The organism is Micromonospora sp. CA-248212 (genome assembly GCF_050948405.1).
Taxonomy (GTDB): Bacteria; Actinomycetota; Actinomycetes; order Mycobacteriales; family Micromonosporaceae; genus Micromonospora.
The window spans coordinates 5,766,237-5,792,877 of the sequence record NZ_CP192023.1; the positions used below are offsets into that span (position 1 = coordinate 5,766,237).

A 26,641-nucleotide genomic window follows, 5' to 3' on the forward strand; every position below is an offset into this window, starting at 1 on the left:
CACCGGCGGTGACACCTGGTACGGCCCGAGGGTCAGCGGGCGCAGCGCGGGCACGGTCACCGCACAAGTGTAAGGAACGGCCCCTCCTTACCGCCTAGCGCATAGGAAGGGCCCCTTCCTCACACGACGCATATCACACCGCCGCATGATCAACGGAGTTATCCACACCCCGCCGGAGTTTCCACAGGCCGTACGGCAGGGCATGACGCGGGCTGCTTCCCGCAGTCAGGCTGCCCCTCATGCGTGAACATCCACCCGAGCTGGCGGCAGTGGTCGAGCGGCAGCAGCAGATCGCCACCCGGGCTCAGTTGCTCGCCGCCGGCTACAACGACATGTACCTCTACCGCCAGGCCCGGCGCGGCCAGTGGCAACGCGTCCTGCCAGCGACGTACGCCCTGTTCACGGGCATGCTGACCGATGAACAACGGCGGATCTCCGCCGCGCTCTACGCCGGGCCGCAGGCGCAGCTGACCAGCTTGGCCGCGCTCACCTGGTATGGGTTCCGGCAGATTCCGCGTAACACCGACGTACACCTGGTCGTGCCGCACTACGCGCGGCGTCGGTCGGCGGGCTACGCCGTTGTTCGGCGAGCCTTGGCACTGGACAGCCGGCCGCGTTCGAGCGCGCCCTACCCCGTTTGTTCGCCAGCGCGGGCGGTGGTGGACGCGGCCCGTGACCTTGGGCAGCTTCGCCCTGTGCGGGCCGTCGTCGCCGAGTCCATCCAGCGCGGGTTCACCGACCTACGCAGGTTGGACGAGGAGATCCGCCGGGCGCGGCGCAGTCGCACCGCGCTGGTCAGGATGGCGTACGCGGAGGTCGTGGCCGGCACCCGGTCAGCTCCGGAGGCGGAGCTGCGTGAGTGCCTGGCAGACAGCCCGATCCTGCCGCGGATTCGCTGGAATCCTCGCCTTCGCACACTCGACGGGGCGGTATTGCCGACGCCGGACGGGTACCTGCCCGATTCGGCGGTGGCGCTGGAGGTCGATTCACAGGAGTACCACTTCAGCCCGAGTGACTGGGCTCGGACGCTGGAGCGGCACAACGAGCTGAGCCGGCACGGTGTCCTAGTTCTGCACGTGACGCCAGCGCAGCTCCGACGTCATCCGGACCGCATTCGACGAACTGTCGAGGACGCGTACGAGTCCCGGCAGGGCGTCGGAGCCACGCTCCGGGTCCGGGTCGATCCGGCCGACCCGGAAAATGCCAGGACCTGATCGAGTACGACGGCCGACACGACTCCGCTCGGTTCAGCTCGCAGCAGCAGAGTTAGGAAGGGGCCCCTCCTATACCTGAGGCGTTAAGAAGGGGCCCTTCCTTACACGTCAGCAGCCGGGGAGGCGCTCGATGAGGTACCGCTCGACCTGGTCCAGGGAGACGCGCTCCTGACCCATGGTGTCCCGGTTCCGGACCGTCACGGCGTTGTCGTCCAGGGTGTCGAAGTCGACGGTCACGCAGAACGGGGTGCCGATCTCGTCCTGCCGGCGGTAGCGGCGGCCGATGGCCTGCGAGTCGTCGAACTCCACCACCCAACGCTTGCGCAGCAGCGCGGCGAGGTCCTTCGCCTTGGGCGACAGCGCCTCGTTACGCGACAGCGGCAGCACCGCCACCTTGACCGGGGCCAGGCGCGGGTCGAACCGCATCACCGTGCGCTTGTCCACGCCACCCTTGGTGTTCGGGGCCTCGTCCTCGTCGTACGCCTCGAGCAGGAAGGCGAGCACCGCCCGGGTCAGACCGGCGGCCGGCTCGATGACGTACGGCATCCAGCGCTCGCTCTTGGTCTGGTCGAAGTACGACAGGTCGACGCCGGAGTGCTTGCTGTGCGTGGAGAGGTCGAAGTCGGTGCGGTTGGCGACACCCTCCAGCTCGGCGAACTCGGTCCCGCCGAACTGGAACCGGTACTCGATGTCGACGGTGCGCTTCGAGTAGTGCGACAGCTTCTCGGCGGGGTGCTCGTACAGGCGCAGATTGTCCGCCGACAGGCCGAGGTCGAGGTACCAGTTCCAGCGCTCCTGGAGCCAGTACTCGTGCCACTGCTCGTCGGTGCCCGGCTCGACGAAGAACTCCATCTCCATCTGCTCGAACTCGCGGGTCCGGAAGATGAAGTTGCCCGGGGTGATCTCGTTGCGGAACGACTTGCCGGTCTGCGCGATGCCGAACGGGGGCTTCTTGCGGGCGACCGTCTCGACGTTCTTGTAGTTGACGAAGATGCCCTGCGCGGTCTCCGGGCGCAGGTAGTGCATCCCCTCGTCGCTCTCCACCGGGCCCAGGTACGTCTTCATGAGGCCGTTGAACATCTTCGGCTCGGTGAAGGTGCCCTTGTTGCCGCAGTTGGGGCAGTTGACCTCGGCGAGCGAGGTGGGCGCGTGGCCGTGCTTGGCCTCGTACGCCTCCTCGATGTGGTCCGCCCGGAACCGCTTGTGGCAGAACTGGCACTCGGTGAGCGGGTCGACGAACTCGGCGATGTGGCCGGACGCCTCCCATACCTTGCGGGCCAGGATCACCGCGGAGTCGAGGCCGACGACGTCGTCGCGCTGCTGGACCATGGTCTTCCACCACTGCCGGCGGACGTTCTCCTTCAGCTCCACGCCGAGCGGACCGTAGTCCCACGCCGACCGGGTGCCTCCGTAGATCTCGCTGGAGGGGAAGACGAAGCCTCGGCGCTTGGCGAGGCTGACGACGGCGTCGATACGGTCGGCTGGCATGTTTCCTCCTACGCCGGCTGGCGGTCGGCGGGGGCGAGATGTGGATGGAACGGTCGGTTCGGAACAACGGTACGACCACCGTCGCCCCGAGCCCAGCAGAATACCGGGGGCGGGTCAGCTCACCCCGCAGACCTCCATGCCACCGGTCTGACCGTCCTGACCCAGGCTGACCTGCTGACGCTCCCGGTCGCCGCCGTCCAGGGTCACGTCCACCGGCACGGTGAGGTTGGTGGTGTCCACCTCACCCACCCGGAACGCGGTGACCTGCGGCTCGGCGGCCGCCCGCCGCTCGAACTCGGGGCGGGACTCGCGCCGCTGCGCGTCGTCGCAGAGCTGGTCGTACGCCCGGCCGTAGTTGCGCTCGACGAGCGCCTGGTAGTAGTCGCCGGTCACCGTGCGGCCCTGCTCGCGTACCGCCTGCACGCCGCTCACGGCCAGGCCCACGATGGCCGTGCCACCCCCGCCGCAGCAGAGCAGCACGGCGAGGGCGCCGACGCCGAGTCCGATCCAGAGCCGGGTACGACGCCCCTCGGTGGGAGGCGCGGCGAAGGGCGGAGCCACACCGGGACCGGGCGGCGGGGCGGGTGCGGTCATAGGAGCAGGGTAGTGCCCGAGTCTCAGCGGTAAGGACCTGCGGCCCGATCACTCTCGGCGACCACCACGGCTCCGCCCGGCGCGGCGCTGGCCAGCGCCTCGTACGCGGACGGCTCGTCGACCGACTCGGCGAGCAACGGCACCGCGCTCACCTTGACCTCGAAGGCGCCCAGCGCCCGCCGGTAGGTGCCGACCGACTCCCACTCGGTGACCAGGGACCAGTAGCGGGGGTCGTCCAGGGCCCGGACCAGTTGGCCGCGCAGGTAGCCGGGGCAGGCGGCCAGCGCGGTGAGGGCGGCGTGCGCCCGTTCGGTGAAGCCGTCGGCGACATCGACGTCGACCACGAACCGGTTGGTCACCAGCACCGGGGGTTCCTCCTCGTAGAGTCTGTGGGATGCAGCGTACGCAGCGCCCTCTGCTGGCCCGGTTGGCCGGGGCGAACCCGACGTCGGTGTTCCTGCTCACCCTGGTGGTGGTGCTGGTGGCGTTCTTCACGCCGGGGGTGGTCGGCGGCCTGCTGACGCTGGCCCTCGCCGCCGCCCTGATCGTCCTGTTGGCGACCACGTGGTCGGTTCAGGCGCCGCAGACGAGGGTGGTCCGACTGCTGATGCTGACTCTGCTGGTGACGGTGGGCCTGGCGAAGCTGCTCTGACATGCAAGCATGCGTTTTTGACAATCATTGTCGTTACCACGGACAGTTGGCGGCATGAGCAACCGCACCACGTCCCGTGTCCTGGCCGCCGCCGCGACCGCCCTGATCGCCCTGGGCGCCGCCGCCGGCTGCTCCACCGCCGGCCCGGCCGGCGCCGATCCCCAACGGGTCGACGTGGTGGCCGCGTTCTACCCACTCCAGTTCGTCGCCGAGCGCGTCGGCGGCGACGCCGTCCGCGTCACCAACCTGGCCAAGCCCGGCGCCGAGCCGCACGACCTGGAGCTGAGCCCACGCCAGGTCGGTGATATCACCGAGGCCGAGCTGATCGTCTACCTCAAGGGCTTCCAGCCCGCGGTGGACGAGGCGATCGCGCAGGACGACGACGCACCCGTGTTCGACGTGGCCAGCGTGCAGCCGCTGATGGACGCGAGCGCCGGCGGCCACAACCACGAGGGCGACGAGGAGGGGGAGGAGGGGCACGGGCACGCCAAGGACCCGCACGTCTGGCTCGACCCGATCCGGCTCGCCACCATCGGCGACAAGCTCGCCCAACAGCTCGGCACGGTCGATGAGAAGCACGCCGCCGACTACACCGCCCGCGCCGCGGCCCTGCGCGCCGACCTGACCACCCTCGACGGCGAGTTCACCAAGGGCCTGGCGACCTGCCAGCGACGCGAGATCGTGACCAGCCACACCGCGTTCGGCTACCTCGCCGACCGCTACCGCCTCGACCAGGTCGGCATCACCGGGCTCAGCCCCGACGTCGAGCCCTCGCCACAGCGGCTCGCCCAGGTCATCGAGGAGGCGAAGGAGCACCACGCCACCACGATCTTCTTCGAGGCGCTGGTCAGCCCGAAGGTCGCCGAGACCATCGCCGGTCAGGTCGGCGCGAAGACCGCGGTGCTCGATCCGATCGAAGGACTCGCAGCGGGCAGCGACGCCGACTACTTTTCGGTGATGCGTACCAACCTGCGGACCCTGCGGACGGCGTTGAGCTGCTCATGAGCACCCCTGTCATCACCGTCGAACACGGCGCGGTCGGCTACGACGGCCGCACCGTGCTCCGGGACGTCTCGTTCACCGTGACCGCCGGGGAGGTGGTCGCGGTGCTCGGCGCCAACGGCTCCGGCAAGTCCACGCTGATCCGCACGATCCTCGGCCTGGTGCCGCTCAGCTCCGGCTCGATCACCCTCTTCGACCGGCCGTTGCGCCAGTTCCGCCAGTGGCAGCGCATCGGGTACGTCCCGCAGCGCCTCGGCGCCGGGTCGGGCGTGCCCGCCACCGTCCGTGAGGTGGTGGCCTCCGGCCGGCTGGCCCGCCGGGGCATCCTGCGCCCGCCCGGCGCCGCCGACCGGGCCGCCGTCGACGCGGCGCTGCGGGCGGTCGGGCTCGCCGACCGGGCCACCGATCCGGTGTCCACCCTCTCCGGCGGTCAACAGCAGCGCACCCTGATCGCCCGCGCGCTGGCCGGTAAGCCGGAGTTGCTGATCCTCGACGAGCCCACCGCCGGGGTGGACGCGGCCAGCCAGGAGGCGTTCGCGGGCGCGTTGCGCGACTTCGTCTCCGACGGCGGGACGGTGCTGCTGGTGGCCCACGAGCTGGGCCCGTTGCGACCGGTGATCAGCCGGGCGGTCGTCGTCCACCAGGGCGGCATCTGTCACGACGGCCCGGTCCCGGACCCGGCCGGCCACCACGCCGAGCCCGACCACGACCACGTGCACCCGCACGGTCCCGACGAGCCCGCCGGGCTGTGGAGCAACTAACGATGGAACTCTTCCAGTACCCCTACATGCAGCGTGCCCTGATCGGCGCGCTGGTGATCGGCCTGGCCGCTCCGGCGCTCGGCATCTACCTGGTGCAGCGCCGACTGACGCTGATCGGCGACGGCATCGGCCACGTGGCGTTGACGGGTGTCGGCGCAGGCCTGCTCCTGAACCGCTCACCGGTGCTGGTGGCGGTGATCGTCGCCACCGTCGGCGCGATCACCATCGAGCTGGTCCGCGCCCGCGGGCGTACCTCCGGCGATCTGGCCCTGGCCCTGCTCTTCTACGGCGGCATCGCCGGTGGCGTCCTGCTGGTCGGCCTCTCGGACGCGACGAGCGCCAACCTCAACGCCTACCTGTTCGGATCGTTGCTCTCCACCTCGACCAACGACCTGATCACCGTCGGAGTGCTCGGTGCGGCGATCCTGATCACCATGATCGCCCTGCGACCGGCGCTCTTCGCGATCAGCCACGACGAGGAGTACGCCCGCGTCTCCGGCCTCCCGGTGCGCACGCTCAACCTGCTGATCGCGGTCACCACCGCGGTCACGGTCACCATCGCGATGCGGGCCGTCGGCGTGTTGCTGATCAGCGCGCTGATGGTGGTTCCGGTGGCCGCCGCCCAGCAGGTCACCCGGGGCTTCCGCAGCACGATGACCGCCGCCATGGCGCTCGGGTTCCTCGCCGCCGGCTCGGGTGTCTGGGTGGCCGCCAGCGCCGACACCCCGCCCGGGGCCTCGGTGGTACTGCTGGCGATCGCCTCCTTCCTGGTGATGGCCGTCGCCGGGACGATCTGGCGTAGGCGGCACCGCCGCACCGCGCCGGCGCTCGTACCAGCCCTGGAGCCGCACGAGGTCGTGCTGGACTAGCCGTGCCGGATCGGCGGATGTCGGTGGTATTGGTTACCGTTGCAAGATGACCAGCGCAACGGGCTACGAGGGTTTCGACGGAGCCAGCGAACTGCTCCGAGCCTTGTCCGCGCCCATCCGGCTGGCCATCGTCAGCGAACTCGCCGACGGCGAGCGGTGCGTGCACGAGCTGGTGGAGAAGCTGGGCGCCGCGCAGCCGCTGGTCTCCCAGCACCTGCGGGTGCTGCGCGGGGCGGGCGTGGTGCGGGGCTCGCGGCGCGGTCGGGAGATCGCCTACAGCCTGGTCGACGAGCACGTCGCGCACATCGTGGCGGACGCGGTCAGTCACGCGGGGGAGGGATCATGAGCGAGAGCAACGCCGCCGTACGCAACACCCGGCAGCGCTCGGCGGTGAGCGCGCTGCTGGGCGAGATGGAGGGCTTCCACAGCGCCCAGGATCTGCACGCGATGCTCCGGCAGCGCGGCGAGCGGGTCGGCCTGACCACCGTCTACCGCACCCTCCAGGGGCTGGCCGACGCGGGCGAGATCGACGTGATGCGCCCGCCCGGTGGCGAGCACCTCTACCGCCGGTGCAGCGAGGGCCACCACCACCACCTGGTCTGCCGGGCCTGCGGGCGGACGGTCGAGGTCGCCGGCCCGGCGGTGGAGAGCTGGGCGGACCGAGTCGCCGCCGAGCACGGGTACGCCGACGTCAGCCACACCCTGGAGATCTTCGGCACCTGCCCGACCTGTGTCCGATGACGGGCCTTCGGTTCACGCCGGTCCAGTCCGCGGGCGCTGAGACGGCGCTGCGCGACTGGCAGCACATCCACAACTCGATCATCCCGACGGCGCCCCTGTCGGCCGACGAGATCGCCGCTCGCGCCCAGCGCCACATCCTTGAGGTCGCGTACGCCGACGGGGTCGCCGTGGGCTGCTCGACCGTACGTCCCCCGGCACCCGACGCCGCGACCGTGATCGCCCGGGTGCTACCCGAGAGCCGCCGGCACGGCTACGGGGAGCAGATCTACCAGCGCGGGCTGGCCCGGGCCCGTGAGCTGGGCGCGCAGACCATCGAAACCGTCGTGCTGGCGTCCAACGACGAGGGCCTGCGGTTCGCCCGCCACCACGGCTTCGTCGAGACCGAACGGTACGTCCTACCGGGCGACACCATCGCGTTCGTGGACCTGCGGCTCGCCTGATCGACGCCTGGTTCCCGCCCTCCGGTCCGGCCACCGAATCGACGGGTGCCGGGCCGTCGTCGTTCGTGGCACGCTGTCCGACGTGAAGATCTACGCCGATCGGTTTCCGACCGCCGTCCGTCAGTTGCTCACCGACCTGCTCGTCGTCATCTGGGTGTACGCCGCGATCCGCGCCGCCCTCTGGCTGCACGACCTGGTGCAGAAGCTCGCCGTACCCGGGCAGAAGCTGGAGGGCGCGGGCAGTGGCCTCGCCGACAACCTCGCCGACGCCGGCGGCAAGGTACGCCGGGTACCGCTGGTCGGTGACGAGCTGACCGCGCCCTTCCAGCGCGCCGCCGACGCCGCCCGAGGGCTCGCCGACGCCGGCCGGGAGCAGCAGCACCTCGTCGACCAACTCGCCCTCGCCCTCGCCGTCGCGGTGCTGATCTTCCCGCTCGGTCTGGTGCTCTTCGGTTGGCTGCCGCTGCGGCTGCGCTGGATGCGCCGCGCCGGCTCGGCCGCCAAGCTCGCCGCCGTACCCGCCGGACGGGACCTGCTCGCGCTGCGCGCGCTGGCCACCCAACCGCTGGGCCGCCTCACCCGGATCGCGCCCGACGTCGCCGAGGCGTGGCGACGCGGCGACGACGACACCGTCGACGCCCTGGCCGCCCTGGAACTACGCCACCTAGGCCTCCGCCACAAATCCCGCTAACCCCAGCCCTCACCTCACGCCCGCACGCCCACCTTCGCGCTCGCCACGCGCCCTCGACGCACCCTCGACGCGCCCACCCGGGCCCACCCGGGCCCACGCCCTCGCCCCCGCCACGCGCCCACGCCCCCGCCACGCGCCCACCCGCGCCCACGCTCTCACCCTCCCCACGCACCCTCCCCCCGCGCCCTCCCCCCGCGCCCTCCCCACGCGCCCACGCCCTCGCCCCCGCCACGTGCCCTCACGCCGAGACCGTCACCCTCACCCCCGCCACACGCCCTCACGCCGACCGTCACCCTCACCCAGCCGCGCCCAAGCCCCCGCCCACGGGCGCGCCCTCACCCCCACCCCCACGTCCGCCCCACCCCGCCCGCACCCTCGCCCGTCGATCATGGAGTTCTGGTGGGCGACAAAGCACCCGTCAACCCCCATAACAGGCACCACAACTCCATGATCGACGAGGTCGGGCGGTGACCACCTCGCGATCTTGCACTTTCTGTGGTGACTAAAGGGGCATACCGTGCCGAGTTGACGACCGAAAGTGCAAGATCGGCGCGGACACCGGACCCGGGCCGCGGGGGCGGGGGGCGCGGGGGCGGGGGGCGCGGGGGCGGGGGTGTGGCGGCGGCTCGGAGGGGCGGGTGCAGGCCGTTAAGGTCGTCGGGTGTTCTACTTCCTGATCGTCATCGCCGTCCTGCTGCTCGGCTACGCCGCCGTGCTGGTCTCCTTCGTCCGCCGGGGCAAGAAGATCCCGCCCGCCGCGTACCTCGCGCTGGCCGTGCTCAACGGTCTGATCCTGGCCGGGGTGTTGGCCTGGGCGGTCGCCCGCTGACGTGCCCCGCCCCGACCCGACCCGCGCCCCGCGCCGCCCCGACCCGCGCCGCCCCGACCCGCGCCGCGCCGCGCCGCGCCGCGCCGAGCCGAGCCGAGCCGAGCCGCGCCGAGCCGAGCCGCGCCGAGCCGAGCCGCGATCGTGCTCGAACCAGGAAGTAGTGGCCTCGGGGTCGGAGGGATGCCACTGGATCCAGGATCGAGCACGATCTCCCTGCCAACGCCGCGATCGTCCCCGCCGATGGGGCGGGGGACCTGTCGCGAGCGTTACGGTTTCGGGGGGATACGGCGGCGGACGTCCTCGGCGGTGGACGGGCCGGGCTCCCAGCGGGCCACCCAGGGCAGTTCGGCGGACGGGGTGACGACGCCCTCCTCCACGCTCGCGTAGCGGCCTGCGAGGATCCGCTTGGCGGCGGCGGTGTCGACCGAGTCGGTGTTGTCCCAGAGGGCGGCGAACAGCGCGTCCACCCGGACGCGGGCCTGCCGGCAGAACAGGTCGGCCAGCTCGACGTTCTCCGGGTGGGAGTCACGTTCGGCGGACGCGCGGACGCAGACGGCGGACATCGCGAACAGCTCCGCGCCGATGTCCACGATGCGCCCGAGGAACGCCTGCTTGCGCTCCATCTTTCCCTGCCAACGGGACATCGCGTAGAACGTCGAACGGGCCAGCTTGCGCGAGGAGCGTTCCACTTGACGCAGGTGGCCGGCGAGGGGGCCGAACTCGGCGTACGCCGATGGGCTCTGGCCCTTGCCGACCGTGAGGGTCGGCAGCCACCGCGCGTAGAACGCTCCCGCTCGGGCGCCGGCGCGGGCCTTGCGGCCGAGCCCCGCCTCCGGGTCGATGATGTCGCCGGCCACCGACAGGTGGGCGTCGACGGCCTCCCGGGCGATCAGCAGGTGCATGATCTCGGTGGAGCCCTCGAAGATCCGGTTGATGCGCAGGTCGCGGAGCACCTGTTCAACGTTGGCCGGGCGTTCGCCGCGGGCGGCCAGCGAGTCGGCGGTCTCGTAGCCGCGCCCGCCCCGGATCTGGACCAGCTCGTCGGCGATCTTCCAGGCCATCTCACTGGCGTAGAGCTTGACCAGCGCCGCCTCGATCCGGATGTCGTTGCGGTCGTCGTCGGCGAGCAGGCAGCACAGGTCGAGCATGGTCTCCATGCCGTACGTGGTCGCGGCGATGAAGGAGAGCTTCTGGGCGACGGCCTCGTGCTCGCCCACCGGTCGTCCCCACTGGACGCGGTCGGCGGCCCATCCCCGGGCCACGTGCAGCGCCCACTTGCCGGCGCCCACGCACATGGCCGGTAGGGAGAGCCGGCCGGTGTTCAGCGTGGTCAGGGCGATCTTGAGGCCCTTGCCCTCGCCGCCGATGACGTTCTCGGCGGGCACGAAGACGTCGTGGAAACGGGTCAGGCTGTTTTCCAGGCCGCGCAGGCCGACGAACTCGTTGCGCCGTTCCACGGTGATGCCGGCGCTGTCGCCGTCCACCACGAACGCGGTGATGCCGCCGCGTCGACCTTCGGTGGCGGGCACCCGGGCCATCACCACCAGCAGGGTGGCCACGGTGCCGTTGGTGGCCCAGAGTTTCACGCCGTTGAGCCGGTAACCGGTGCCGTCGTCGGTCGGTTCGGCGGTGGTGGCGAGGCGCGCCGGGTCGGAGCCGACGTCCGGCTCGGTGAGCAGGAACGCGGAGACCTCCCCTGCGGCGAGTCGGGGCAGGAAACGCTGCTTCTGCTCGGCGGTGCCGAACATCTTCAGCGGTTGCGGCACGCCGATCGACTGGTGGGCCGAGAGCAGCGCGCCGATCGCCGGGCTGGCCGAGCCGGCCAGCATCAGGGCCCGGCAGTAGTGCAGGTTGCTGAGCCCAAGGCCGCCGTACTTCCGGTCGATCTTCATGCCGAACGCGCCGAGGTCGGCGAGGCCGTGGAAGACGGAGTCGGGGATGGAGGCGTCCCGCTCGATGGCCGCGCCGTCCACCTCGGAGGTGACGAAGGAGCGCAGCTGGCCGAGGAACTCCTCAGCGCGGGCCACGTCGTCCGGGTCGGAGCGCGGCCACGGGTCGATGAGGTCGAGCCGGAACCGGCCGAGGAACAGTTCCTTGCCGAAGCTGGGACGGTCCCAGGTGGACTCGCGGGCGGCCTCGGCGACTCGGCGGGCCTCCTTCTCCGAGACCTGGCCCGCCTCGGCGGGCAGCGGCGCGGCGGTGCCGGCCGAGGCACCGGGTTCGGGGGCAGGACCGGATTCGGGGCCGTCCGGTGCCGGTCGGCCGTCCTGTGTCGTGGTCACGGCTGCCCCCTCGAAGCTCGGTGCGGCTGCTCGACGTGTGCGACTAACGCCACGCTACCCCCGGTTGTTACCCAGGGGTAGCGTGGCGGGAACATCGACGAAGATCAGCCCACGCTGAGCGTGTCCGGGTCGTCGTCCTCGTCGTCGATGTCGTCGTCACCCCAGTTGCGGCGGGCGAACGGCAGGATCACCCAGAAGACGAGGAACCAGAGCCCGGCCAGCGCGCTCAACACGAAGGCGATCGGCCGGTCCAGCACGAAGTCGGTGATCAGCAGCACCGCGCTGACCATGGCGATCAGCATGAAGGCGAGGCCGCCGGTCGCCATGAGGTGCGCGAACCGCACCAGTTCCGGCTTGCGCCCCTGGCGGAACAGCGCCCGGTGGAACGCCACCGGCGAAATGATCATCGCGGTGGCGGCGGCCGCGGCGAGCAGGGCGACGATGTAGACGTCGCGCTGGAACTCGCTGGTCCGGGTGAACCCGTTGCTGAACGGCAGGGTGAGCAGGAAGGCGAAGAGGATCTGCACGCCGGTCTGGGCGACCCGCAACTCCTGGAGCAGGTCGGCGAAGTTGCGCTGCCAGCGTTGCTTCTCGGTCTCCTTGGACACGCGCTACCTCCGGTGAGACGGTACTGCCGGCGGTCCCGGCCGCCGGCAGCAACGCCAATGCCCCACACGACCGAGCGTGAAACAGGCTCACGACACCTGCCGTTCATCGTGCGGCAATGTCAGGACCCGCGACGGATCCGACCCACGTACCGGGCCTCCAGCGCATTGTTGTGCGCGTCCCCGTCCGGGATGTTCGCCGACAGGTAGACCGGAGGCCGCTCACCCGCCGCGAGCAGCCGGGCCACCACCTCCACGGTGACCTGCTGGGCCAGCAGCGCGGCCGTGATCGAGGAGACCGCGCCGACCGCGCCCCCGTCGGGCAGCGGCAGCGTCGCGTCGCCGTACGGGGCGCCGTTGTCGAGCACCACGTCGGCGAGGTCGGCCAGCTTGCGCCCGGACGGGTGGCGGGAGGTCATCCGGCCGGAATGCTGTGCGGAGGTGATCGCCACCAGCTGGTGACCCCGCTCCTTGAGCAGCGTGGCGAACTCGACCATCGCGCCGTTGACCCCGGAGTTCGAGGCGAGCACGAAGATGTCGGCGGGCCGTACGGGAGCCAACGCCCAGAGCCGGTGCGCCACCGCCGGGTCCCGTTCCAGCAGCGGCCCGAGCACGTCGGCCGGCTCGCCGCCGAGCAGCACCAGGTCCCGCAGGGCGATCCGGTTGGTGGGTACCAGCCCGCCGGCCCGGCCGGCGATCTCCATGGCGAGGGCCTCCGAGTGCCCGGTGCCGAAGGCGTGCACCACCCCGTCGGCGCGTACCGCCTCGGCGATCAGGTCGGCGGCCCGGCCCACGGCCTCGGCCTGGCTGGCGGCCACCCGGGACATCGTCTCGGTCACCACCCTCAGGTAGTCCCCGGCGCTCACCGTCATATGTCCTCCGTCCGTCTGTTGCGGGCGAACCACCGCACCGCGAAGTCGACCGTCGCCCGCTGGCGTACCAGCCTCGCCGTCCCGGCGCCCACCGGGCCGACGCGGACCACCGTCGTGGCGTCGAGGTCCCGGCCCAGCGCGCCGAAGTCGCTTCCGTCGAGCCGGACGTCCTGCCACCACACCCATTCCCGGCCGCCGTCGGCAGTCCGCACCGCCGCGCCCAGTCGCTCGCGGACCAGGGCGGGACGGCGGTACTCGGCCAGGTGCAGCGAGGTGTTGACGCTGTGGTCGACTCCGAGCAGCAGCACGTCGGCGTCCAGGTCGTAGAGCCGGGCCAGCGGCGAGCCCTCGCCGAGCATGTCGGCCAGTTCGTGCCCCGCCACCACCTGCTCGGCCGTCGGCCCGAGCGCGGTGAACGACACGTGGGGATGCGTGCTACGCATCGCCGAGGGCCAGCAGCGGACCGTCTCGGCGAACACGCCCATGTGCCGGCTCGGCGTGACCGCCGGGTCGAAGCCGGGCATCTCGGCGCGGATCAGCGGCCACCAGTCCACCGGCACCGGCGGGTTGCGCCACTGCGCGGGGTCGCTGTTGTCGGGGGTGTGGGTGGGTACCACGATCGTGCCGTCCGGGCCGAGCGCGTCACGCAGCGCCAGCGCCAGCGCCTGCGGTCCGCCGCAGACGTAGCCCAGCGGGCGCATCCCGGCGTGCACCAGCACCGTCGATCCGGGGCGTACGCCCAGCAGGCGGAGCTGCGCGGCGATCGACCGACGGGTGCCCGGCCCGCCGACGGGCACGGTCACAGCTCTCCCCCGCCCGGCACGGCTCAGGCCGTCCCGGCGACCCGCGCCAGGACCGCCTCGGCCAGCGCGGCGGGCGCGGCGTCCGGGATCCAGTGGGTCACCCCGGCCAGGGGTACGAAGCGATAGTCGCCGGTGACGTTGGCGGCGCACGCCTCGGCGGCGGTCCGGCCGATCGCGACGTCCCGGTCGCTCCACACGTAGGTGGTCGGTACGGCGACCGGGGCCACGGCGGCCAGGTCGGCGCGGGACATCGCCCGGTACCAGTTCAGGGCGGCGGTGAGCGCGCCCGGCTCGCGCATCGGGTCGGCGTAGCGGTTCACCCGGGTGGCGTCGCCCACCCCGCCCAGCAGCTTGCGCAGCGCCGTCGCGTGCCACGCGAGCAGCACCTTCTCGGCCTTGCCCGGCTTGCGGAACAGCGCGATGTACGACGACCGGGCCTTCTGCTGGCCGTCCGTGGCGAGTGCGTGTGCCATGGCCGCCGGGTGCGGCACCGACACCGCCGTCAACGTACGGACCCGCTGCGGGTGCGCGGCGGCCACCGCCCAGGCCACGACCGCGCCCCAGTCGTGGCCGACGAGGTGCACGGCGTCCAGGCCGAGCGCGTCGAGCACCGCGACCGCGTCGGCGACCAGTTCGGGAATCCGGTACCCCGCCACCTCGGCGGGGCGCGCGCCCGGCGAGTAGCCCCGCTGGTCGAGGGCGTACGTGCGCAGTCCGGCGGCGTGCAACGGCGGCACGACCTCGTCCCACTCGCCGCTGTGCTGCGGAAACCCGTGCAGCAGCAGGACGGGGACGCCGTCGGACGGGCCGCCGGTGCGTACCTCGAATGTCAGACCCCGCGCGTCGACCTGCATGATCGTCAGCCTACCCAGCCGTCGTCGCGCCGACCCGGATGCGCCGGCCGCGGGAACGCCCTGCTGGGCTGTTACCCCTGGTCGGTGCTAGCGTCAGCGAGACAACTTCACATCCGACAGGGGAGCGCACAGCGCTGAGAGTGCGGGCACGCCCGCAGACCCTCGAACCTGATCTGGGTAATGCCAGCGCAGGGAGTTCGGTCGACCTCCAGCCGCGCCGTGGGTCCGGTGCCACCGGACGCGCGGCGTGCGTCTTCTCCTGGTTCGTTTCACTGAACTGGGAGCACAGCATGGACAACACCACCAACCGTTGGCGCACGATCGACATCGTGGTCGCCTCGGTGATCGCGGTCGCCTTCGGCGTCATCTTCTGGGCCTGGGGCCTGGTCTGGAGCGCCACCGAGGGCGCGTTCGCCTTCTTCCCGCCGGCGCAGACGCTGATCTACGGCGTCTGGCTGATGCCGGCCGTGGTCGGCGGGCTGGTCATCCGCAAGCCCGGCGCGGCGCTCTACTGCGAGACGGTGGCCGCCGTCGTCTCCGCGCTGCTGGGCAGCCAGTGGGCCGGCACGGTCATCCCGCAGGGCATCGTGCAGGGCATCGGGGCCGAACTGGCGTTCGCCGCCTTCCGCTACCGCTCGTACCGGCTGCCGACCGCGGTGCTGGCCGGCGCGCTGACCGGCCTCAGCGCGGCCCTGTTCGACTTCTTCGTCTGGAACGCCGAGTACGCGCTGGGCGACTACCGCATCCCGTACGCGCTGCTCACCATCGTCAGCGCCACGATCATCGCAGGTGTCGGCGGCTGGGCGCTCACCCGCGCCCTGGCCAACACCGGCGCCCTGGACCGCCTCCCATCAGGCCGAACCCGCGCGCTGGTCTGACGCTGTCCCGTCCGACCCTGTCCCGTCCGACCCGGCCTCGTCCGACCCGGCCTCGTCCGACCCGGCCTCGTTGATCAAGAGGTTCGCGTCACCACGAGGCGGAATTCTGACGCGAACCTCTTGATCAACAGCGTGTGGGGAACCGGGAGGAGGGGTTGTGGGGGTATTGCTGCGGGGTTTTGGGTGGCGGCACGCCGGGCGGCGGGCCTGGGCGCTGCGCGGGGTGGATCTCCGGGTGGAGGACGGCGAGCGGGTGCTGCTGCTCGGGCCCTCGGGAGCCGGCAAGAGCACCCTGCTCAGCGCACTGGCCGGGCTGCTGCCGGACGATTCCGGTGAGCAGGAGGGTACCGTCGAGATCGACGGGCTCGACCCGCGCAAGGGCCGGGAGCGGGTCGGCATCGTCTTTCAGGACCCGCAGTCCCAGTTGGTCATGGCACGCAGCGGCGACGACGTCGCGTTCGGGTTGGAGAACCGGGGCGTACCCGCGGACGAGATCTGGCCGCGCGTCGACGAGGCGCTGCGGCGCGTCGGCTTCCCGTACCCCCGCGACCGCAACACGGCCGCCCTCTCCGGCGGCGAACAGCAGCGCCTCGCCCTGGCCGGCGCGTTGGCGCTGCGGCCCAGCCTGCTGCTGCTCGACGAGCCGACCGCCAACCTCGATCCGGACGGCGCCACCCTGGTCCGGGGCGCCGTGTCGGGCGCGCTGGACGCCGACACCACCCTGATCCTCGTCGAACACCGGGTGGCTGAGGCGTTGCCCCTGGTCGACCGGGTGGTCGTCCTGGAGCCCGGCGGCGGCATCCGCGCGGACGGGCCACCCGACGCGGTCTTCGCCACGCACGGCGACGCCCTCGCCGCCGAGGGCGTCTGGGTGCCCGGCCACCCCATCGCGCCGCGCCGGGCCACCACCGCCGCCGGCGACGCGCTGCTCACCGCCGACCGGCTCGGCCTGCCGTCGCGGCTGGGCCCCACCGATCTGACGGTACGCGCCGGAGAGGCCCTCGCCGTACGAGGACCGAACGGCGCCGGCAAGTCCACCCTGGCGCTGCTGCTCGGCGGGCTGCTCAAACCGGGTACCGGCCGGGTCACCGCCTCGGCCGAGCTGGCCGACGCCGACCATCGCACTCCCCCGCACCGCTGGCGCGCCCCCACGCTGGCGCGGCGCATCGGGTCGGTCTTTCAGGACCCGGAGCACCAGTTCGTCACCGGCACCGTCTTCGACGAGCTGGCGCTCGGCCCACGCCGGACGGGTCAACCCGAGGCAGCGGTCAAGGCGACGGTGGCCGGGCTACTCGAGCGGTTACGACTGACCCGGCTCGCGGCGGCCAACCCGTACACCCTCTCCGGTGGGGAGGCGCGACGCCTCAGCGTGGCGACGGCCCTGGCCACCGCGCCACGCCTGCTGATCTGCGACGAACCCACCTTCGGCCAGGACCGGCGGACCTGGGGCGAGCTGGTCGACCTCTTCGCCGACCTGCGCGACGCCGGGCACGGCGTCGTCAGCGTCACCCACGACCCGGACTTCGTCGCCGCGCTCGCCGACCGCACCGTCACCCTGGAGCGGTCGTGAGCGCGGCGGCGCGCAACCGTCACCTCGGAGCGATCGTGAACGCGGCGACGCGCCGCTACCGACGCCGCAGCGCCGAACAGGAGCCACGCCGATGATCAGCATCGAGCCGGTCGCCCGGCCCGGAGCGCCGTTGGCCCGCCGCAATCCGGTGGCGAAGCTCGCCGCCGCGTTGGTCTTCTCGTTCACCCTGCTGGCCACGCTCGACCCGGTGGCACCCGCGGTCGCCATCGCCGTCGAACTCGCCGTGCTGCCGCTGTTCGGCCTGCGCTACCGGGTCCTGGCCCGGCGGGCCCTGCCGCTGCTGCTCAGCGCCGTCGGCATCCTGGTCACCCTGGTGCTCTTCGCCGCCGACCAGTCCGGTCGCGTCCTGCTGGACGCCGGGCCGGTGCTGGTGAGCACCGGGGTGCTGCTCACCGCGCTCGGCCTGGTGCTGCGGATCTTCGCGGTGGCCCTGCCCGGGGTGATCGTCTTCGCCACCACCGACCCGACCGACCTGGCGGACGCGTTGATCCAGAACGCGAAGGCGCCGGCGCGGTTCGCCATCGGGGCGCTGGCCGCGTTCCGGCTCGTGCCGCTGCTCGGACAGGAGTGGCAGATGATCAGCATGGCCCGCCGGGCCCGCGGCGTCGACGCGGGGCGCAACCCGGTAGCCAAGCTACGACTCTTCGCGTCCACGGCGTTCGCGCTGCTGGTCGGGGCGATCCGCCGAGGTACCCGGCTGGCCGTCGCGATGGACGCGCGCGGGTTCGACGCCGGCACACCCCGTACCGTGGCCCGCCGGCAGCGCTTCCGGCTCGCCGACACGCTGCTGGTCGTCGGTGCGGCGGCGCTGGCCGGCGCGGCCCTGACGACGAGCATCCTGGCCGGAACCTTCCGCCCCCTACTCGGCTGACACCGGCCCACGCCGGCCGGCCGCGCGCCAGGCCGGTCGCACGCCAGGCCGGTCGCACGCCAAGCCCTCGCGCGCTGCGCCCCCGCGCGCCGGGCCCCGCGCCGGCGTGCCGGGCCGGTGTGCCGGGCCGGCGGCAAGATCCGCGCAACTTCAGGGATGTAGTGGCCTCCCACACCGACGAGGCCACTACATCCCTGAAGTTGCTATCACCGAATCGTGGGCCCGCGCGGGCGGAACGGCTCGGTCAGCTACGCCGGAAGGCGTAGCGGCGGGTCTGCCCGGCCGGCTGGCTTCGGCCGCCGGCCGAGCGGTTGCCCCCGCCCGTGGGCGGCCCGGCGGTCGGCGCCGAGGGTCGGCTGGCCGGCGTGCGCAGATCCTCCACCGCTGGCGCGTCGACAGCCGCCGGCACATCGACGGGCAGCGCCGCGTCGGCCGGGACAGCTCCGGGCCGGAGCGGCTCGCCGGTAGCCGCCGGGTCGACCAGCGCCGCCAGCGGCAGCGGCTCGCCGGTAGCCGCCGGGCCGACCAGCGCCGCCAGCGGCAGCGGCTCGCCGGTAGCCGCCGCGTCGGCCAGCGCCGCCAGCGGCAGCGGCTCGCCGGTAGCCGCCGGGCCGACCAGCGCCGCCAGCCGCACGGGCTCGACCAGGGCCGCCGGCAGCGTCGGGTCGACCGCGACATCGGGGCGGGTCGACAGGATCGGGCCGCGACCAGCCGCCGGGCCATGGTCCGCCAACAGGCCGCGACCAGCCGCCGGGCCATCCCCGGCCGCTGGACCGTGGTCGGCCGCCGGGCCGTGGTCGGCCGCCGGGATCTTTCCGGGCGGGGTCGTCTTCGGGGTACGGGACTTTCTCGGGTTACGCCTGGCGGGCATCCGGGCCTCCTTCGGTGCCGACCGTCCCGGCCGTTCCCGCGCTGGCGGTCGGTCGGATCGGCTGGTGACCGCCGCGGCGCGACGGTTCAGTGGGAAGGGACTGCTCACCGGGGGTCAGGCAGGCTCGAGGCCGCCGAACGGCGGGAATGGAGACGCGCGACGCCCGGGAGCGCACGGGCCGCGACGCGGGGCGGCGGTCCGGCTCGGAAGTGGGGCGTCAGTTACGCATGCCGGAACCCTAACCACCGACTGGGGAGACGCGCATCCGAATTTACTGGCACGATCGGCAGATGCTGATCGCGTTCTCGATCACCCCGCTGGGCGGCGGCGACTCCGTGGGCGACCTCGTGGCAGAGGCGGTACGGGTGGTCCGCGAGTCCGGGCTGCCGAACCGGACCGACGCCATGTTCACCACCGTCGAGGGCGAGTGGGACGAGGTGATGGCGGTGGTCAAGCGAGCCGTCGACGTGGTGGCCGCGCAGGCGCCCCGGGTGAGCGTCGTCCTCAAGGCCGACGTCCGGCCCGGAGTCACCGACGCGCTCACCGCGAAGGTGGCGCGTGTGGAGGAACGACTGGCCCAGGGGTGAGCGGGTACCTCGGTCGGCCGGTGGACGCGGTGGACGGACGGGCCGCGACCAGGTAGTGACCCGCCGTGGGACGACCTGCCCGTGAGGCCGGATGCCGCGATACCGTCGCAGGGACAGTTCGACGGCGAGAGGTGGCGGCACGAATGGCTCAGCAGGCGACAGCGCAGATCGGCGTGACCGGGCTGGCGGTGATGGGCCGGAACCTGGCCCGCAACCTGGCCCGTAACGGCTTCACCGTGGCGGTGCACAACCGGTCCCCGGAACGCACCCGCAGCCTCGTCGCGGAGCACGGCGACGAGGGCACCTTCGTGCCCGGTGAGTCGATGGCCGACTTCGTGGCGTCGCTGGAACGACCCCGCGCGGTGATCGTGATGGTCAAGGCCGGTGCGCCCACCGACGCGGTCATCGACGAGTTGGTGCCGCTGCTGGATGAGGGCGACATCATCGTCGACTGTGGCAACGCCCACTTCGCCGACACCCGCCGGCGCGAGGAGTCGCTGCGCGCGCAGGGGCTGCACTTCAGCGGCACCGGCGTCTCCGGCGGCGAGGAGGGCGCGCTGCTCGGCCCGAGCATCATGCCGGGTGGCTCGACCGAGTCGTACGCGAAGCTCGGGCCGATGTTCGAGAAGATCGCCGCCCAGGTGGACGGTGTGCCGTGCTGCACGCACGTCGGGCCGGACGGCGCCGGGCACTTCGTCAAGATGGTGCACAACGGCATCGAGTACGCCGACATGCAGCTCATCGCCGAGGCGTACGACCTGCTGCGGGCCGGGCTGGACGTGACCCCGGCGGAGATCGCCGAGATCTTCCGCGAGTGGAACAACGGCGAGCTGGAGTCGTTCCTCATCGAGATCACCGCCGACGTGTTGGCGCACACCGACGCGGCGACCGGCCGGGCGTTCGTCGACATCGTGCAGGACCGGGCCGAGCAGAAGGGCACCGGCCGGTGGACCGTGCAGAGCGCCCTGGACCTGGGCATTCCGATCACCGGGATCGCCGAGGCGACGTTCGCGCGCTCGCTGTCCGGGCACGTCGACCAGCGCGAGGCGGCCCGCCGGGCCTTCCCGGACGCCGGTGAGAAGTGGCAGGTCGCCGACCGGGACGCGTTCGTCGAGGACGTCCGCCGGGCGCTGCTCGCTTCCAAGATCGTCGCGTACGCCCAGGGTTTCGACCACATCCGGGCCGGCAGCAGCGAGTTCAACTGGGACATCGACCTGGGCGGTACGGCGACCATCTGGCGGGGTGGCTGCATCATCCGGGCCCGCTTCCTGAACCGGATCCGCGAGGCGTACGACGAGCAGCCCGACCTGCCGACGCTGCTGGTGGCGCCGTACTTCGCCGAGGCGGTCAGCGCGGGCGTGCCGAGCTGGCGGCGGGTGGTGGCCGACGCGGCGCAGGCGGGTGTGCCGACGCCTGCGTTCTCGTCGTCGCTCGCGTACTTCGACGCGCTGCGGGCCGAGCGGCTGCCCGCCGCGCTGATCCAGGGCCTGCGGGACAACTTCGGCGCGCACACCTACCAGCGTGTGGACCGCGACGGCTCGTTCCACACCACCTGGGCCGGCGACAAGACGGAGTCCCCGGCCTGACGACGCGGGCATGATCGCGCTCCATCCATGATGTAGTGGCCTCCCGCCGCCGGGAGGCCACTACATCCATGTTCAGGCGTGATCATGCGAGGCATCGCGAGCGCTCAGGCGACGGTGGCGTGCATCTCCCACACGAGGATCTCCGCCGGCTCGTCGGCGGTGACCCGTCGACCGCCGGTCATGGTGAGCCTCGCCGCGTCGCCGGTGCCGAGTGGACCGCTGTCCTCCAGGGTGACCGTGCCGTCGGGCACGTACACGTGCACGAAGGGCGCGTCCGGAATGGTGACCTCGTCGCCGGGGCGGAGGCGGGCGGCGTGCAGGGTCGCGTACCGGTTGCGGATCCGGATGGACGCGCCGTCGTAGCGGTCCATTCCGGAGGCGATCGGCACCAGGCCGCCGCGCAGCAACTCGTCCTCGATCTCCAACTGCTCGTAGCCGGGGTCGACACCCTGCTCGTCGGGGAGCACCCACATCTGCACGAAGTGCACGGGGTCGCTGTGCGGCTCCTGGTCGTTGAGCCGCCAGGCGTCGTTCTTCTCCGAGTGCAGGATGCCGGTGCCGGCGCTCATCCGCTGCGCCAGGCCCGGATAGATCACCCCGGAGTGGCCGGTGGAGTCCTGGTGCACGAGTGAGCCCCGCAGCACCCAGGTGACGATCTCCATGTCCTGGTGCGGGTGGGTCTCGAAGCCGGCGCCCGGCCGGACCACGTCGTCGTTGTTGACCAGCAGCAGACCATGGTGGGTGTTGGCCGGGTCGTAGTGCCGGGAGAACGAGAAGGAGTGCTTCGAGTCCAGCCAGGAGATCCGGGTGGCGAAGCGGTCCTCGGCGCGGCGTACGTCGACCGCCGGGGCGGCTGCGGTCACCAGGCACGCTGCCCGGCGTCAGGGATCGACGGCGCCCAGGTCAGGGCCGGCTCTCCGGTGGCCAGTTCGGCGATCTCACCGGTGCGCAGCGCGGGCGTGTGACCGAACTCGGCGCAGTGCTGCTCGGCGATCTCGGCGCAGATCTCGGCGACCTGCTCGCAGATCGGATCGCCCAGGTCGGCCGCGTTCAATGCCATGATCATCTTGTACCGCAGATCCCGCACACCCACCCCCACCCGTAGTTCCGCTCCCCCTCCCGAACCCTACCGACCCCCACCCCGCCAAGCCCCAAAACCCACAACCCACCAAACCCCCGCCCGACCCACCCCCGCCCCGCGCTCACCCCGCCCCGCCCCGATCCACCCCGACCCGACCCACCCCGACCCGACCCGACCCGACCCGACCCGACCCGACCCGACCCGACCCCGTCGATCATGGAGTCGTGGTGCTGAACGAAAGTCGTGAATACGATCAAACCGGACACCACAACTCCATGATCGACGGGGCGAGGCGAGCGACGGGGTGACGCGATCGGCGGGGCGAGGCGAGCGGCGGGGCGAGGCGAGCGGCGGGGCGAGGCGAGCGGCGGGGTGACGCGAGCGGCGGGGTGAGGCGAGCGACAGAGCTAGACGCACGCGCCGCCCCGCACGTTGTGCGGGGCGGCGCGTCAGGACTGTGTTGCGTTACCAGAACCGGCGACGCTTGGCTTTCTGCGGGCGGATCAGGTCCGCGCCCCTCGTCAGCAGCCGGGTCGCCCCGGAGGGGCCACGACGGGCCTCCAGGGTGTGGCTGAGTCGACGCGCGCCGGCCGCGGCCAGTGGCGCCGCGACGGCCATCACCGCCCACTGGGCAATGCGCTTCTGGATCATGTGGGTTCACCTCCGTCAGTGGCTCCTGACGTTCCTGATACCCAGCGTGACGTATGGGTAAGCCTCGCTCAGGCCGTCGGAGCCACCGGATTGGGCAGCGCGCCCCCGAAGCGCCGGTCCCGCTGGGCGTACAGCTCGCACGCGTACCAGAGGTGGCGGCGGTCGAAGTCCGGCCACAGCGTGTCGAGGAAGACCAACTCGGCGTACGCGGTCTGCCAGAGCAGGAAGTTGGAGATCCGTTCCTCGCCGGAGGGCCGCAGGAACAGGTCAACCTCTGGGATCTCCGGGTGGTAGAGGTACTTCGCGACGGTCTTCTCGGTGACCTTCGCCGGGTCCAGTCGACCGGCCGCGACGTCCCGGGCGATCGCGGCGGCGGCGTCACCGATCTCGGCGTGCCCGCCGTAGTTGACGCAGAACTGCAGGGTGAGCGTCGAGTTGTCACGGGACATCTCCTCGGCGGTCTGCAGCTCGGAGATGACGCTCTTCCACAACCGCCCCGGACGCCCCGACCAGACCACCCGGACGCCCAGGTCGACCAACTGGTCGCGGCGTCGACGGATAACGTCCCGGTTGAACCCCATGAGGAAGCGGACCTCGTCGGGCGAGCGCCGCCAGTTCTCGGTGGAGAAGGCGTACGCCGAGAGGTAGGGGATGCCCATCTCGATGGCCCCCTCGATCGTGTCGAAGAGGCTGTGCTCGCCGGCCTCGTGCCCCTTGGTGCGGGGCAGCCCGCGGTCCTTGGCCCACCGGCCGTTGCCGTCCATCACGATGGCCACGTGCTTCGGCACCGCCCCCGCGGGCAGCGCCGGCGGCCGGGCGCCGGACGGGTGGGGCGTCGGTGGCGTCGGCTCGCGCCGACCGGACCTCGTCGATCGGATCACTCGGCTCTCTCCTTGCTCGTGCCGTCCGCTCCGGAACCGACGTCACCGCCCGGCCGGAGCATCCCGGCCCCGGACCCGACGTCACCGCCCGGCCGGAGCATCCCAGCCCCACCGCCACCCGGCGGCGGGACCGTACCGGCGACCGGGGTGGTGCTCCGGTCGACCAGCGGCAGCGAGCGTAACGCGCGTTCCAGGTGCCACTGGAGGTGCGCCGCCACCAGGCCGCTGCACTCCCGTCGTACCCCGGTGTCGGTGGCATCGGCGACCACCCAGTCGCCGGTGGTCAGCGCGGACATCAGGTCGATGGTGGCCGGCGCGGGGTGAGCCGCGCCCGGCGGCCGGCAGTCCGGGCAGACCGCGCCGCCGGCCGGCACGGAGAACGCGCGGTGCCGCCCGGGGGTGCCGCAGACGGCACAGGCGGTCAGCGCCGGCGCCCAGCCGGCGAGGGCCATCCCCCGCAGCAGGTACGCGTCGAGCACGAGGGTGGTGTCGTGCTCGCCCCGGGACAGCGCCTTCAACGCCCCCACGGTGAGCTGGAACAGCCGCAGCGATGGTTCCCGCTCGACGGGTGTCAGCCGCTCGGCGGTCTCGGCGATCGCGCTGGCCGCCGTGTAGCGGGGGTAGTCGCCCAGGAACCGCTTGCCGTACAGGTCGATGCCCTCGACCTGGCTGACCGTGTGCAGCGAGCTGCCGTGGTTGCCCTTGGGGTCACCGGCGAGTTGCAGGTCGACGTGACCGAACGGTTCCAGGCGGGCGCCGAACTTGCTCATGGTGCGCCGGACTCCACGGGCGACCGCCCGCAGTCGGCCGTGCCGGCGGGTCAGCAGGGTGATGATCCGGTCGGACTCGCCGAGCTTCTGCACGCGCAGCACCACCGCGTCGTCGCGGTAGAGCTGTCGGCGGTACCCGGCCATCGGACCATTCTCCCTCGGGGTGTGAAATCAGGGTCGCTTCGGGGTGGACGCGAGGATGAACCCCGATGCGCCGGGCCGACGACCGCCGTTAGCGTGCTGCCATGGCACCGCACCAGAGCACCGCCGTCCGCCGTCGCCGCGCCGCCGCGCCCGTCGCGTTGGGGTTGTCCACCGCCCTCATCCTGCTGGCCGGGTGCGACAACCTGTCGTTTCGTCGGCTCGACTACGACGACACCGAGCCGGTGAAAATCACCACCATCCGGGTGGACGGGGGCTCCGGGGACGTGATCATCCGAGGCACCGGCGCGGCGGGCGAGGCGCGGATCAAGCGGGTGGTGCGCTACCAGGGCGGCGAACCCAAGGCGCGGTACGAGATCAAGGACAGCGAGTTGGTGTTGAACACCGACTGCGGTGACCGGTGCAGCGTCTCGTACGAGGTGACCGTGCCGGCGGGCGTGAGCGTGCAGGGCGACAACGGCTCGGGCGACGTCGAGCTGACCAAGGTGGGCGCGGTGAAGCTGCGGCTGGGCTCGGGTGACGTACGGATCACCGAGGTCACGGGCTCGCTCGACGTGGAGACCGGCTCGGGCAACATCGACCTGAGCGAGGCCGGTTCGACGGTACGGCTGCGGGCCGGCTCCGGCGACGTCAGCGCCCGCCGGGTGGCCGGCGCGACGGACGCCGAGGCCGGCTCGGGCAACGTGACCATCGAGTTGGAGACGCCGACCTCGGCGCGGGCGCACGCCTCCAGCGGAGACGTCAGCCTGCTCGTACCGGCGGGCAGCTACCGGGTCCGCTCCAGCACCGGCTCCGGCGACGCGCGGATCACCGTGGCGGACGACCCGGTGGCGTCCCTGGTGCTCGACGGCTCGGCGGGCAGCGGCGACGTCACCATCAGCGAGCGTTGATCTCGACCGTCGCCGCCTCGGCGGGCAGCCGCTGCGCCGGCACGGTGGCCCGCCCCACGGTCTCGCCGATCGCAGGCCGATCTGTCCGGCCGTTGCCGGGGACGGCCGGCGAGCCGACGGGGACCAGTTCCGGGCGGCGGCGGGCGGCGACGTCCTCGACCCAGCCGACGGCCAGCGTGACCAGACCGACCAGCGCGAAGACCAGCAGCACCCGTACCGCCAGTCCCACCGGGTCCTGGTGGGACCAGCCGACCACGTCGACGAGCGGGGTGAGCGCCACCACGAACGGCAGGTGCCAGAGGTAGATGGTGAGCGCCCGCCGGTTGACCACGGTCACCGCCCGGTCGGCGAGCCGGCTGCGCGACAGCCAGGCCACCCCGGCCGGCGCCCGGCCCAGGACGACCAGGATGAACGCGGCCGACCAGAGGGCGTTGCCCAGGTGGTTGTCGTTGAGGTCGTACCCCCGGGGGCCGGGATGCGTGACGATCCAGGCCCCGCCGACGACGGCGAGGGCCAGCGCGAGCGGGTACAGCACCCGGCCGGTGAGGCGGCGCAGCATCCCGGCGTGGTGGGCGAAGCCCAGCACCCACGCGCCGAAGTACAGCCCGAACTCGCGCACCACCGGCGGCGCCGGGTAGATGCCCACCTCGATGGTCACCAGCAGCAGGTACGGGGCGAGCAGGGTGGCAAGCGGGGCCCGCCGGAACAGCCAGAACGCGACCGGTGAGGCGAACACGAACCAGAGGTAGTCGCGCAGGTACCAGATGACGCTCAGCGCCAGGGCGCCCCAGTTGTTGGCCGGCGGGTCGGCGATCGGGAACAGCCACAGCAGCACCCGTGGGGACAGCGGCAACCCGGTGAACAACATGGCCGGCACGAAGACCACCGCCACCACCCACAGCGACGGCAGCAGACGGCGCAGCCGACGGCCGACCGCCGCCGGGCCGGACCGGGCGAGCGAGGCGGCCATCAGCGAGCCGGCCAGCGCGAACATCACCGACATGGCGGGGAACACCAGAGTGAGGGTCGCCCACCCGGTGACGTGGTAGACGACGACTCGAACGATGGCCAGGAAACGGAGCAGATCGAGATATCTGTTGCGCATCAGCCTGCATCTGGATCGGG

31 protein-coding genes and 1 riboswitch are annotated in these 26,641 nt (G+C 72.2%); of the genes, 16 read left to right on the plus strand and 15 right to left on the minus strand.

Translation table 11 applies throughout. The features are described from left to right. The first annotated feature begins 239 nt into the window (after positions 1-239). The gene (locus ACQP03_RS27005) at positions 240-1,214 is read left to right on the plus strand and encodes a type IV toxin-antitoxin system AbiEi family antitoxin domain-containing protein (RefSeq protein ID WP_357133303.1); all 975 of its coding nucleotides are present in this window, start codon (positions 240-242) and stop codon (positions 1,212-1,214) included. Positions 1,215-1,322: 108 nt separating this feature from the next. Here ACQP03_RS27005 and ACQP03_RS27010 read toward each other — a convergent pair whose 3' ends face one another. The 3 genes from ACQP03_RS27010 to ACQP03_RS27020 all read right to left on the minus strand — a co-directional run bounded on the left by ACQP03_RS27010 (position 1,323) and on the right by ACQP03_RS27020 (position 3,661). After that, a complete protein-coding gene (locus ACQP03_RS27010) occupies positions 1,323-2,702 on the minus strand; it encodes a glycine--tRNA ligase (protein ID WP_357133301.1) in 1,380 nt (459 codons plus the stop codon). A 114-nt stretch (positions 2,703-2,816) separates the two neighbouring features. Continuing rightward, positions 2,817-3,296 carry a hypothetical protein gene (locus tag ACQP03_RS27015; RefSeq protein ID WP_357133299.1) on the minus strand — a complete coding sequence of 160 codons (480 nt, stop codon included), beginning with the start codon at positions 3,294-3,296 and terminating at the stop codon, positions 2,817-2,819. A gap of 23 nt (positions 3,297-3,319) precedes the next feature. Next, a complete protein-coding gene (locus ACQP03_RS27020) occupies positions 3,320-3,661 on the minus strand; it encodes an antibiotic biosynthesis monooxygenase family protein (RefSeq protein WP_007463893.1) in 342 nt (113 codons plus the stop codon). A gap of 29 nt (positions 3,662-3,690) precedes the next feature. Here ACQP03_RS27020 and ACQP03_RS27025 point away from each other — a divergent pair, with 29 nt between their 5' ends. The 9 genes from ACQP03_RS27025 (at position 3,691) to ACQP03_RS27065 (ending at position 9,281) form a co-directional block, all read left to right on the plus strand. After that, positions 3,691-3,948, plus strand: a complete 258-nt coding sequence (locus ACQP03_RS27025; RefSeq protein WP_357133295.1) for a hypothetical protein — start codon at positions 3,691-3,693, stop codon at positions 3,946-3,948. A 54-nt stretch (positions 3,949-4,002) separates the two neighbouring features. Next, positions 4,003-4,953, plus strand: a complete 951-nt coding sequence (locus ACQP03_RS27030) for a metal ABC transporter substrate-binding protein (RefSeq protein WP_357133293.1) — start codon at positions 4,003-4,005, stop codon at positions 4,951-4,953. Then, positions 4,950-5,711, plus strand: a complete 762-nt coding sequence (locus tag ACQP03_RS27035) for a metal ABC transporter ATP-binding protein (protein ID WP_357133291.1) — start codon at positions 4,950-4,952, stop codon at positions 5,709-5,711. Before ACQP03_RS27030 ends, ACQP03_RS27035 begins: the two co-directional genes overlap by 4 nt. Before the next feature lie 2 nt (positions 5,712-5,713). Then, entirely contained in the window at positions 5,714-6,580 is an 867-nt protein-coding gene (locus tag ACQP03_RS27040) for a metal ABC transporter permease (RefSeq protein ID WP_357133289.1), read from the plus strand. A gap of 46 nt (positions 6,581-6,626) precedes the next feature. Further along, positions 6,627-6,926 (plus strand): ArsR/SmtB family transcription factor, encoded by a 300-nt coding sequence (locus ACQP03_RS27045; protein ID WP_282257156.1) that lies wholly within the window; start codon positions 6,627-6,629, stop codon positions 6,924-6,926. After that, complete coding sequence (locus ACQP03_RS27050) at positions 6,923-7,321, plus strand: Fur family transcriptional regulator (protein ID WP_357133286.1); 399 nt, start codon at positions 6,923-6,925, stop codon at positions 7,319-7,321. Before ACQP03_RS27045 ends, ACQP03_RS27050 begins: the two co-directional genes overlap by 4 nt. Continuing rightward, on the plus strand, positions 7,318-7,761 hold the full coding sequence (locus tag ACQP03_RS27055; RefSeq protein ID WP_357133284.1) for a GNAT family N-acetyltransferase: 444 nt from the start codon (positions 7,318-7,320) through the stop codon (positions 7,759-7,761). The genes ACQP03_RS27050 and ACQP03_RS27055 overlap by 4 nt, the downstream gene beginning before the upstream one ends. A gap of 82 nt (positions 7,762-7,843) precedes the next feature. Further along, a complete protein-coding gene (locus tag ACQP03_RS27060) occupies positions 7,844-8,452 on the plus strand; it encodes a hypothetical protein (RefSeq protein WP_357133282.1) in 609 nt (202 codons plus the stop codon). 661 nt (positions 8,453-9,113) lie between these two features. Then, a complete protein-coding gene (locus tag ACQP03_RS27065) occupies positions 9,114-9,281 on the plus strand; it encodes a hypothetical protein (RefSeq protein WP_357133280.1) in 168 nt (55 codons plus the stop codon). A gap of 266 nt (positions 9,282-9,547) precedes the next feature. Here the strand turns inward: ACQP03_RS27065 and ACQP03_RS27070 are convergent, their stop codons facing one another. The 5 genes from ACQP03_RS27070 to ACQP03_RS27090 form a co-directional block, all read right to left on the minus strand. Further along, the gene (locus ACQP03_RS27070) at positions 9,548-11,563 is read right to left on the minus strand and encodes an acyl-CoA dehydrogenase family protein (protein ID WP_433458946.1); all 2,016 of its coding nucleotides are present in this window, start codon (positions 11,561-11,563) and stop codon (positions 9,548-9,550) included. A gap of 104 nt (positions 11,564-11,667) precedes the next feature. Next, entirely contained in the window at positions 11,668-12,171 is a 504-nt protein-coding gene (locus ACQP03_RS27075; protein ID WP_357133278.1) for a DUF6328 family protein, read from the minus strand. A gap of 119 nt (positions 12,172-12,290) precedes the next feature. Continuing rightward, positions 12,291-13,040, minus strand: coding sequence for an SIS domain-containing protein (locus tag ACQP03_RS27080; protein ID WP_357133276.1), 750 nt, complete (start codon positions 13,038-13,040; stop codon positions 12,291-12,293). Beyond that, positions 13,037-13,843: an aminoglycoside N(3)-acetyltransferase gene (locus ACQP03_RS27085; RefSeq protein WP_433458948.1), complete on the minus strand. Its 807-nt coding sequence runs from the start codon at positions 13,841-13,843 to the stop codon at positions 13,037-13,039. The genes ACQP03_RS27080 and ACQP03_RS27085 overlap by 4 nt, the downstream gene beginning before the upstream one ends. A 23-nt stretch (positions 13,844-13,866) precedes the next feature. Then, positions 13,867-14,697 (minus strand): alpha/beta fold hydrolase, encoded by an 831-nt coding sequence (locus ACQP03_RS27090; protein ID WP_396833287.1) that lies wholly within the window; start codon positions 14,695-14,697, stop codon positions 13,867-13,869. Positions 14,698-14,805: 108 nt separating this feature from the next. Next, positions 14,806-14,910: riboswitch (TPP riboswitch) on the plus strand. Positions 14,911-14,987: 77 nt separating this feature from the next. On the opposite strand from ACQP03_RS27090, the gene ACQP03_RS27095 reads away from it, so the two are divergent. The 3 genes from ACQP03_RS27095 to ACQP03_RS27105 all read left to right on the plus strand — a co-directional run bounded on the left by ACQP03_RS27095 (position 14,988) and on the right by ACQP03_RS27105 (position 18,037). Continuing rightward, positions 14,988-15,575: an ECF transporter S component gene (locus ACQP03_RS27095; protein WP_357133270.1), complete on the plus strand. Its 588-nt coding sequence runs from the start codon at positions 14,988-14,990 to the stop codon at positions 15,573-15,575. Positions 15,576-15,732: 157 nt separating this feature from the next. After that, positions 15,733-17,145 (plus strand): ABC transporter ATP-binding protein, encoded by a 1,413-nt coding sequence (locus ACQP03_RS27100; RefSeq protein ID WP_433458951.1) that lies wholly within the window; start codon positions 15,733-15,735, stop codon positions 17,143-17,145. Between the two features lie 91 nt (positions 17,146-17,236). Then, positions 17,237-18,037 (plus strand): energy-coupling factor transporter transmembrane component T family protein, encoded by an 801-nt coding sequence (locus tag ACQP03_RS27105; RefSeq protein WP_357175827.1) that lies wholly within the window; start codon positions 17,237-17,239, stop codon positions 18,035-18,037. 244 nt (positions 18,038-18,281) lie between these two features. On the opposite strand, the gene ACQP03_RS27110 is transcribed toward ACQP03_RS27105, so the two are convergent. Then, on the minus strand, positions 18,282-18,908 hold the full coding sequence (locus tag ACQP03_RS27110; RefSeq protein ID WP_433458953.1) for a hypothetical protein: 627 nt from the start codon (positions 18,906-18,908) through the stop codon (positions 18,282-18,284). Between the two features lie 290 nt (positions 18,909-19,198). Between ACQP03_RS27110 and ACQP03_RS27115 the strand changes: the two genes are divergently transcribed. Both ACQP03_RS27115 and gndA read left to right on the plus strand, forming a co-directional pair. After that, on the plus strand, positions 19,199-19,495 hold the full coding sequence (locus ACQP03_RS27115; RefSeq protein WP_357133265.1) for an MTH1187 family thiamine-binding protein: 297 nt from the start codon (positions 19,199-19,201) through the stop codon (positions 19,493-19,495). Positions 19,496-19,638: 143 nt separating this feature from the next. Beyond that, the gene (gndA, locus tag ACQP03_RS27120; protein ID WP_357133263.1) at positions 19,639-21,081 is read left to right on the plus strand and encodes an NADP-dependent phosphogluconate dehydrogenase; all 1,443 of its coding nucleotides are present in this window, start codon (positions 19,639-19,641) and stop codon (positions 21,079-21,081) included. Between the two features lie 104 nt (positions 21,082-21,185). Here gndA and ACQP03_RS27125 read toward each other — a convergent pair whose 3' ends face one another. From ACQP03_RS27125 to recO, 5 genes are all read right to left on the minus strand, one after another. Continuing rightward, positions 21,186-21,944, minus strand: a complete 759-nt coding sequence (locus ACQP03_RS27125; protein WP_396833284.1) for a pirin family protein — start codon at positions 21,942-21,944, stop codon at positions 21,186-21,188. Then, on the minus strand, positions 21,941-22,141 hold the full coding sequence (locus ACQP03_RS27130) for a thioredoxin reductase (RefSeq protein ID WP_357133259.1): 201 nt from the start codon (positions 22,139-22,141) through the stop codon (positions 21,941-21,943). The genes ACQP03_RS27125 and ACQP03_RS27130 overlap by 4 nt, the downstream gene beginning before the upstream one ends. Before the next feature lie 486 nt (positions 22,142-22,627). Next, positions 22,628-22,813: a hypothetical protein gene (locus ACQP03_RS27135; RefSeq protein WP_357133257.1), complete on the minus strand. Its 186-nt coding sequence runs from the start codon at positions 22,811-22,813 to the stop codon at positions 22,628-22,630. Between the two features lie 68 nt (positions 22,814-22,881). Then, positions 22,882-23,694: an isoprenyl transferase gene (locus tag ACQP03_RS27140; RefSeq protein WP_357133255.1), complete on the minus strand. Its 813-nt coding sequence runs from the start codon at positions 23,692-23,694 to the stop codon at positions 22,882-22,884. Beyond that, positions 23,691-24,608 (minus strand): DNA repair protein RecO, encoded by a 918-nt coding sequence (gene recO / locus ACQP03_RS27145; protein WP_357133253.1) that lies wholly within the window; start codon positions 24,606-24,608, stop codon positions 23,691-23,693. Before recO ends, ACQP03_RS27140 begins: the two co-directional genes overlap by 4 nt. Before the next feature lie 101 nt (positions 24,609-24,709). On the opposite strand from recO, the gene ACQP03_RS27150 reads away from it, so the two are divergent. Then, positions 24,710-25,516 carry a DUF4097 family beta strand repeat-containing protein gene (locus ACQP03_RS27150; protein WP_357133251.1) on the plus strand — a complete coding sequence of 269 codons (807 nt, stop codon included), beginning with the start codon at positions 24,710-24,712 and terminating at the stop codon, positions 25,514-25,516. Here ACQP03_RS27150 and ACQP03_RS27155 read toward each other — a convergent pair. Continuing rightward, the gene (locus ACQP03_RS27155; RefSeq protein ID WP_357175635.1) at positions 25,503-26,621 is read right to left on the minus strand and encodes an acyltransferase family protein; all 1,119 of its coding nucleotides are present in this window, start codon (positions 26,619-26,621) and stop codon (positions 25,503-25,505) included. The genes ACQP03_RS27150 and ACQP03_RS27155 overlap by 14 nt on opposite strands. Positions 26,622-26,641 lie beyond the last annotated feature (20 nt).

Excerpts from the sequence above, each read along its gene's own strand:
- ACQP03_RS27005 (WP_357133303.1), top strand. The coding sequence starts at position 240 with ATGCGTGAACATCCACCCGAGCTGGCGGCAGTGGTCGAGCGGCAGCAG.
- ACQP03_RS27010 (WP_357133301.1), bottom strand. The coding sequence starts at position 2,702 with ATGCCAGCCGACCGTATCGACGCCGTCGTCAGCCTCGCCAAGCGCCGA.
- ACQP03_RS27015 (WP_357133299.1), bottom strand. The coding sequence starts at position 3,296 with ATGACCGCACCCGCCCCGCCGCCCGGTCCCGGTGTGGCTCCGCCCTTC.
- ACQP03_RS27025 (WP_357133295.1), top strand. The coding sequence starts at position 3,691 with ATGCAGCGTACGCAGCGCCCTCTGCTGGCCCGGTTGGCCGGGGCGAAC.
- ACQP03_RS27030 (WP_357133293.1), top strand. The coding sequence starts at position 4,003 with ATGAGCAACCGCACCACGTCCCGTGTCCTGGCCGCCGCCGCGACCGCC.
- ACQP03_RS27035 (WP_357133291.1), top strand. The coding sequence starts at position 4,950 with ATGAGCACCCCTGTCATCACCGTCGAACACGGCGCGGTCGGCTACGAC.
- ACQP03_RS27040 (WP_357133289.1), top strand. The coding sequence starts at position 5,714 with ATGGAACTCTTCCAGTACCCCTACATGCAGCGTGCCCTGATCGGCGCG.
- ACQP03_RS27045 (WP_282257156.1), top strand. The coding sequence starts at position 6,627 with ATGACCAGCGCAACGGGCTACGAGGGTTTCGACGGAGCCAGCGAACTG.
- ACQP03_RS27050 (WP_357133286.1), top strand. The coding sequence starts at position 6,923 with ATGAGCGAGAGCAACGCCGCCGTACGCAACACCCGGCAGCGCTCGGCG.
- ACQP03_RS27055 (WP_357133284.1), top strand. The coding sequence starts at position 7,318 with ATGACGGGCCTTCGGTTCACGCCGGTCCAGTCCGCGGGCGCTGAGACG.
- ACQP03_RS27080 (WP_357133276.1), bottom strand. The coding sequence starts at position 13,040 with ATGACGGTGAGCGCCGGGGACTACCTGAGGGTGGTGACCGAGACGATG.
- ACQP03_RS27090 (WP_396833287.1), bottom strand. The coding sequence starts at position 14,697 with ATGCAGGTCGACGCGCGGGGTCTGACATTCGAGGTACGCACCGGCGGC.
- ACQP03_RS27095 (WP_357133270.1), top strand. The coding sequence starts at position 14,988 with ATGGACAACACCACCAACCGTTGGCGCACGATCGACATCGTGGTCGCC.
- ACQP03_RS27105 (WP_357175827.1), top strand. The coding sequence starts at position 17,237 with ATGATCAGCATCGAGCCGGTCGCCCGGCCCGGAGCGCCGTTGGCCCGC.
- ACQP03_RS27110 (WP_433458953.1), bottom strand. The coding sequence starts at position 18,908 with ATGCCCGCCAGGCGTAACCCGAGAAAGTCCCGTACCCCGAAGACGACC.
- ACQP03_RS27115 (WP_357133265.1), top strand. The coding sequence starts at position 19,199 with ATGCTGATCGCGTTCTCGATCACCCCGCTGGGCGGCGGCGACTCCGTG.
- gndA (WP_357133263.1), top strand. The coding sequence starts at position 19,639 with ATGGCTCAGCAGGCGACAGCGCAGATCGGCGTGACCGGGCTGGCGGTG.
- ACQP03_RS27130 (WP_357133259.1), bottom strand. The coding sequence starts at position 22,141 with ATGGCATTGAACGCGGCCGACCTGGGCGATCCGATCTGCGAGCAGGTC.
- ACQP03_RS27135 (WP_357133257.1), bottom strand. The coding sequence starts at position 22,813 with ATGATCCAGAAGCGCATTGCCCAGTGGGCGGTGATGGCCGTCGCGGCG.
- recO (WP_357133253.1), bottom strand. The coding sequence starts at position 24,608 with ATGGCCGGGTACCGCCGACAGCTCTACCGCGACGACGCGGTGGTGCTG.
- ACQP03_RS27150 (WP_357133251.1), top strand. The coding sequence starts at position 24,710 with ATGGCACCGCACCAGAGCACCGCCGTCCGCCGTCGCCGCGCCGCCGCG.
- ACQP03_RS27155 (WP_357175635.1), bottom strand. The coding sequence starts at position 26,621 with ATGCGCAACAGATATCTCGATCTGCTCCGTTTCCTGGCCATCGTTCGA.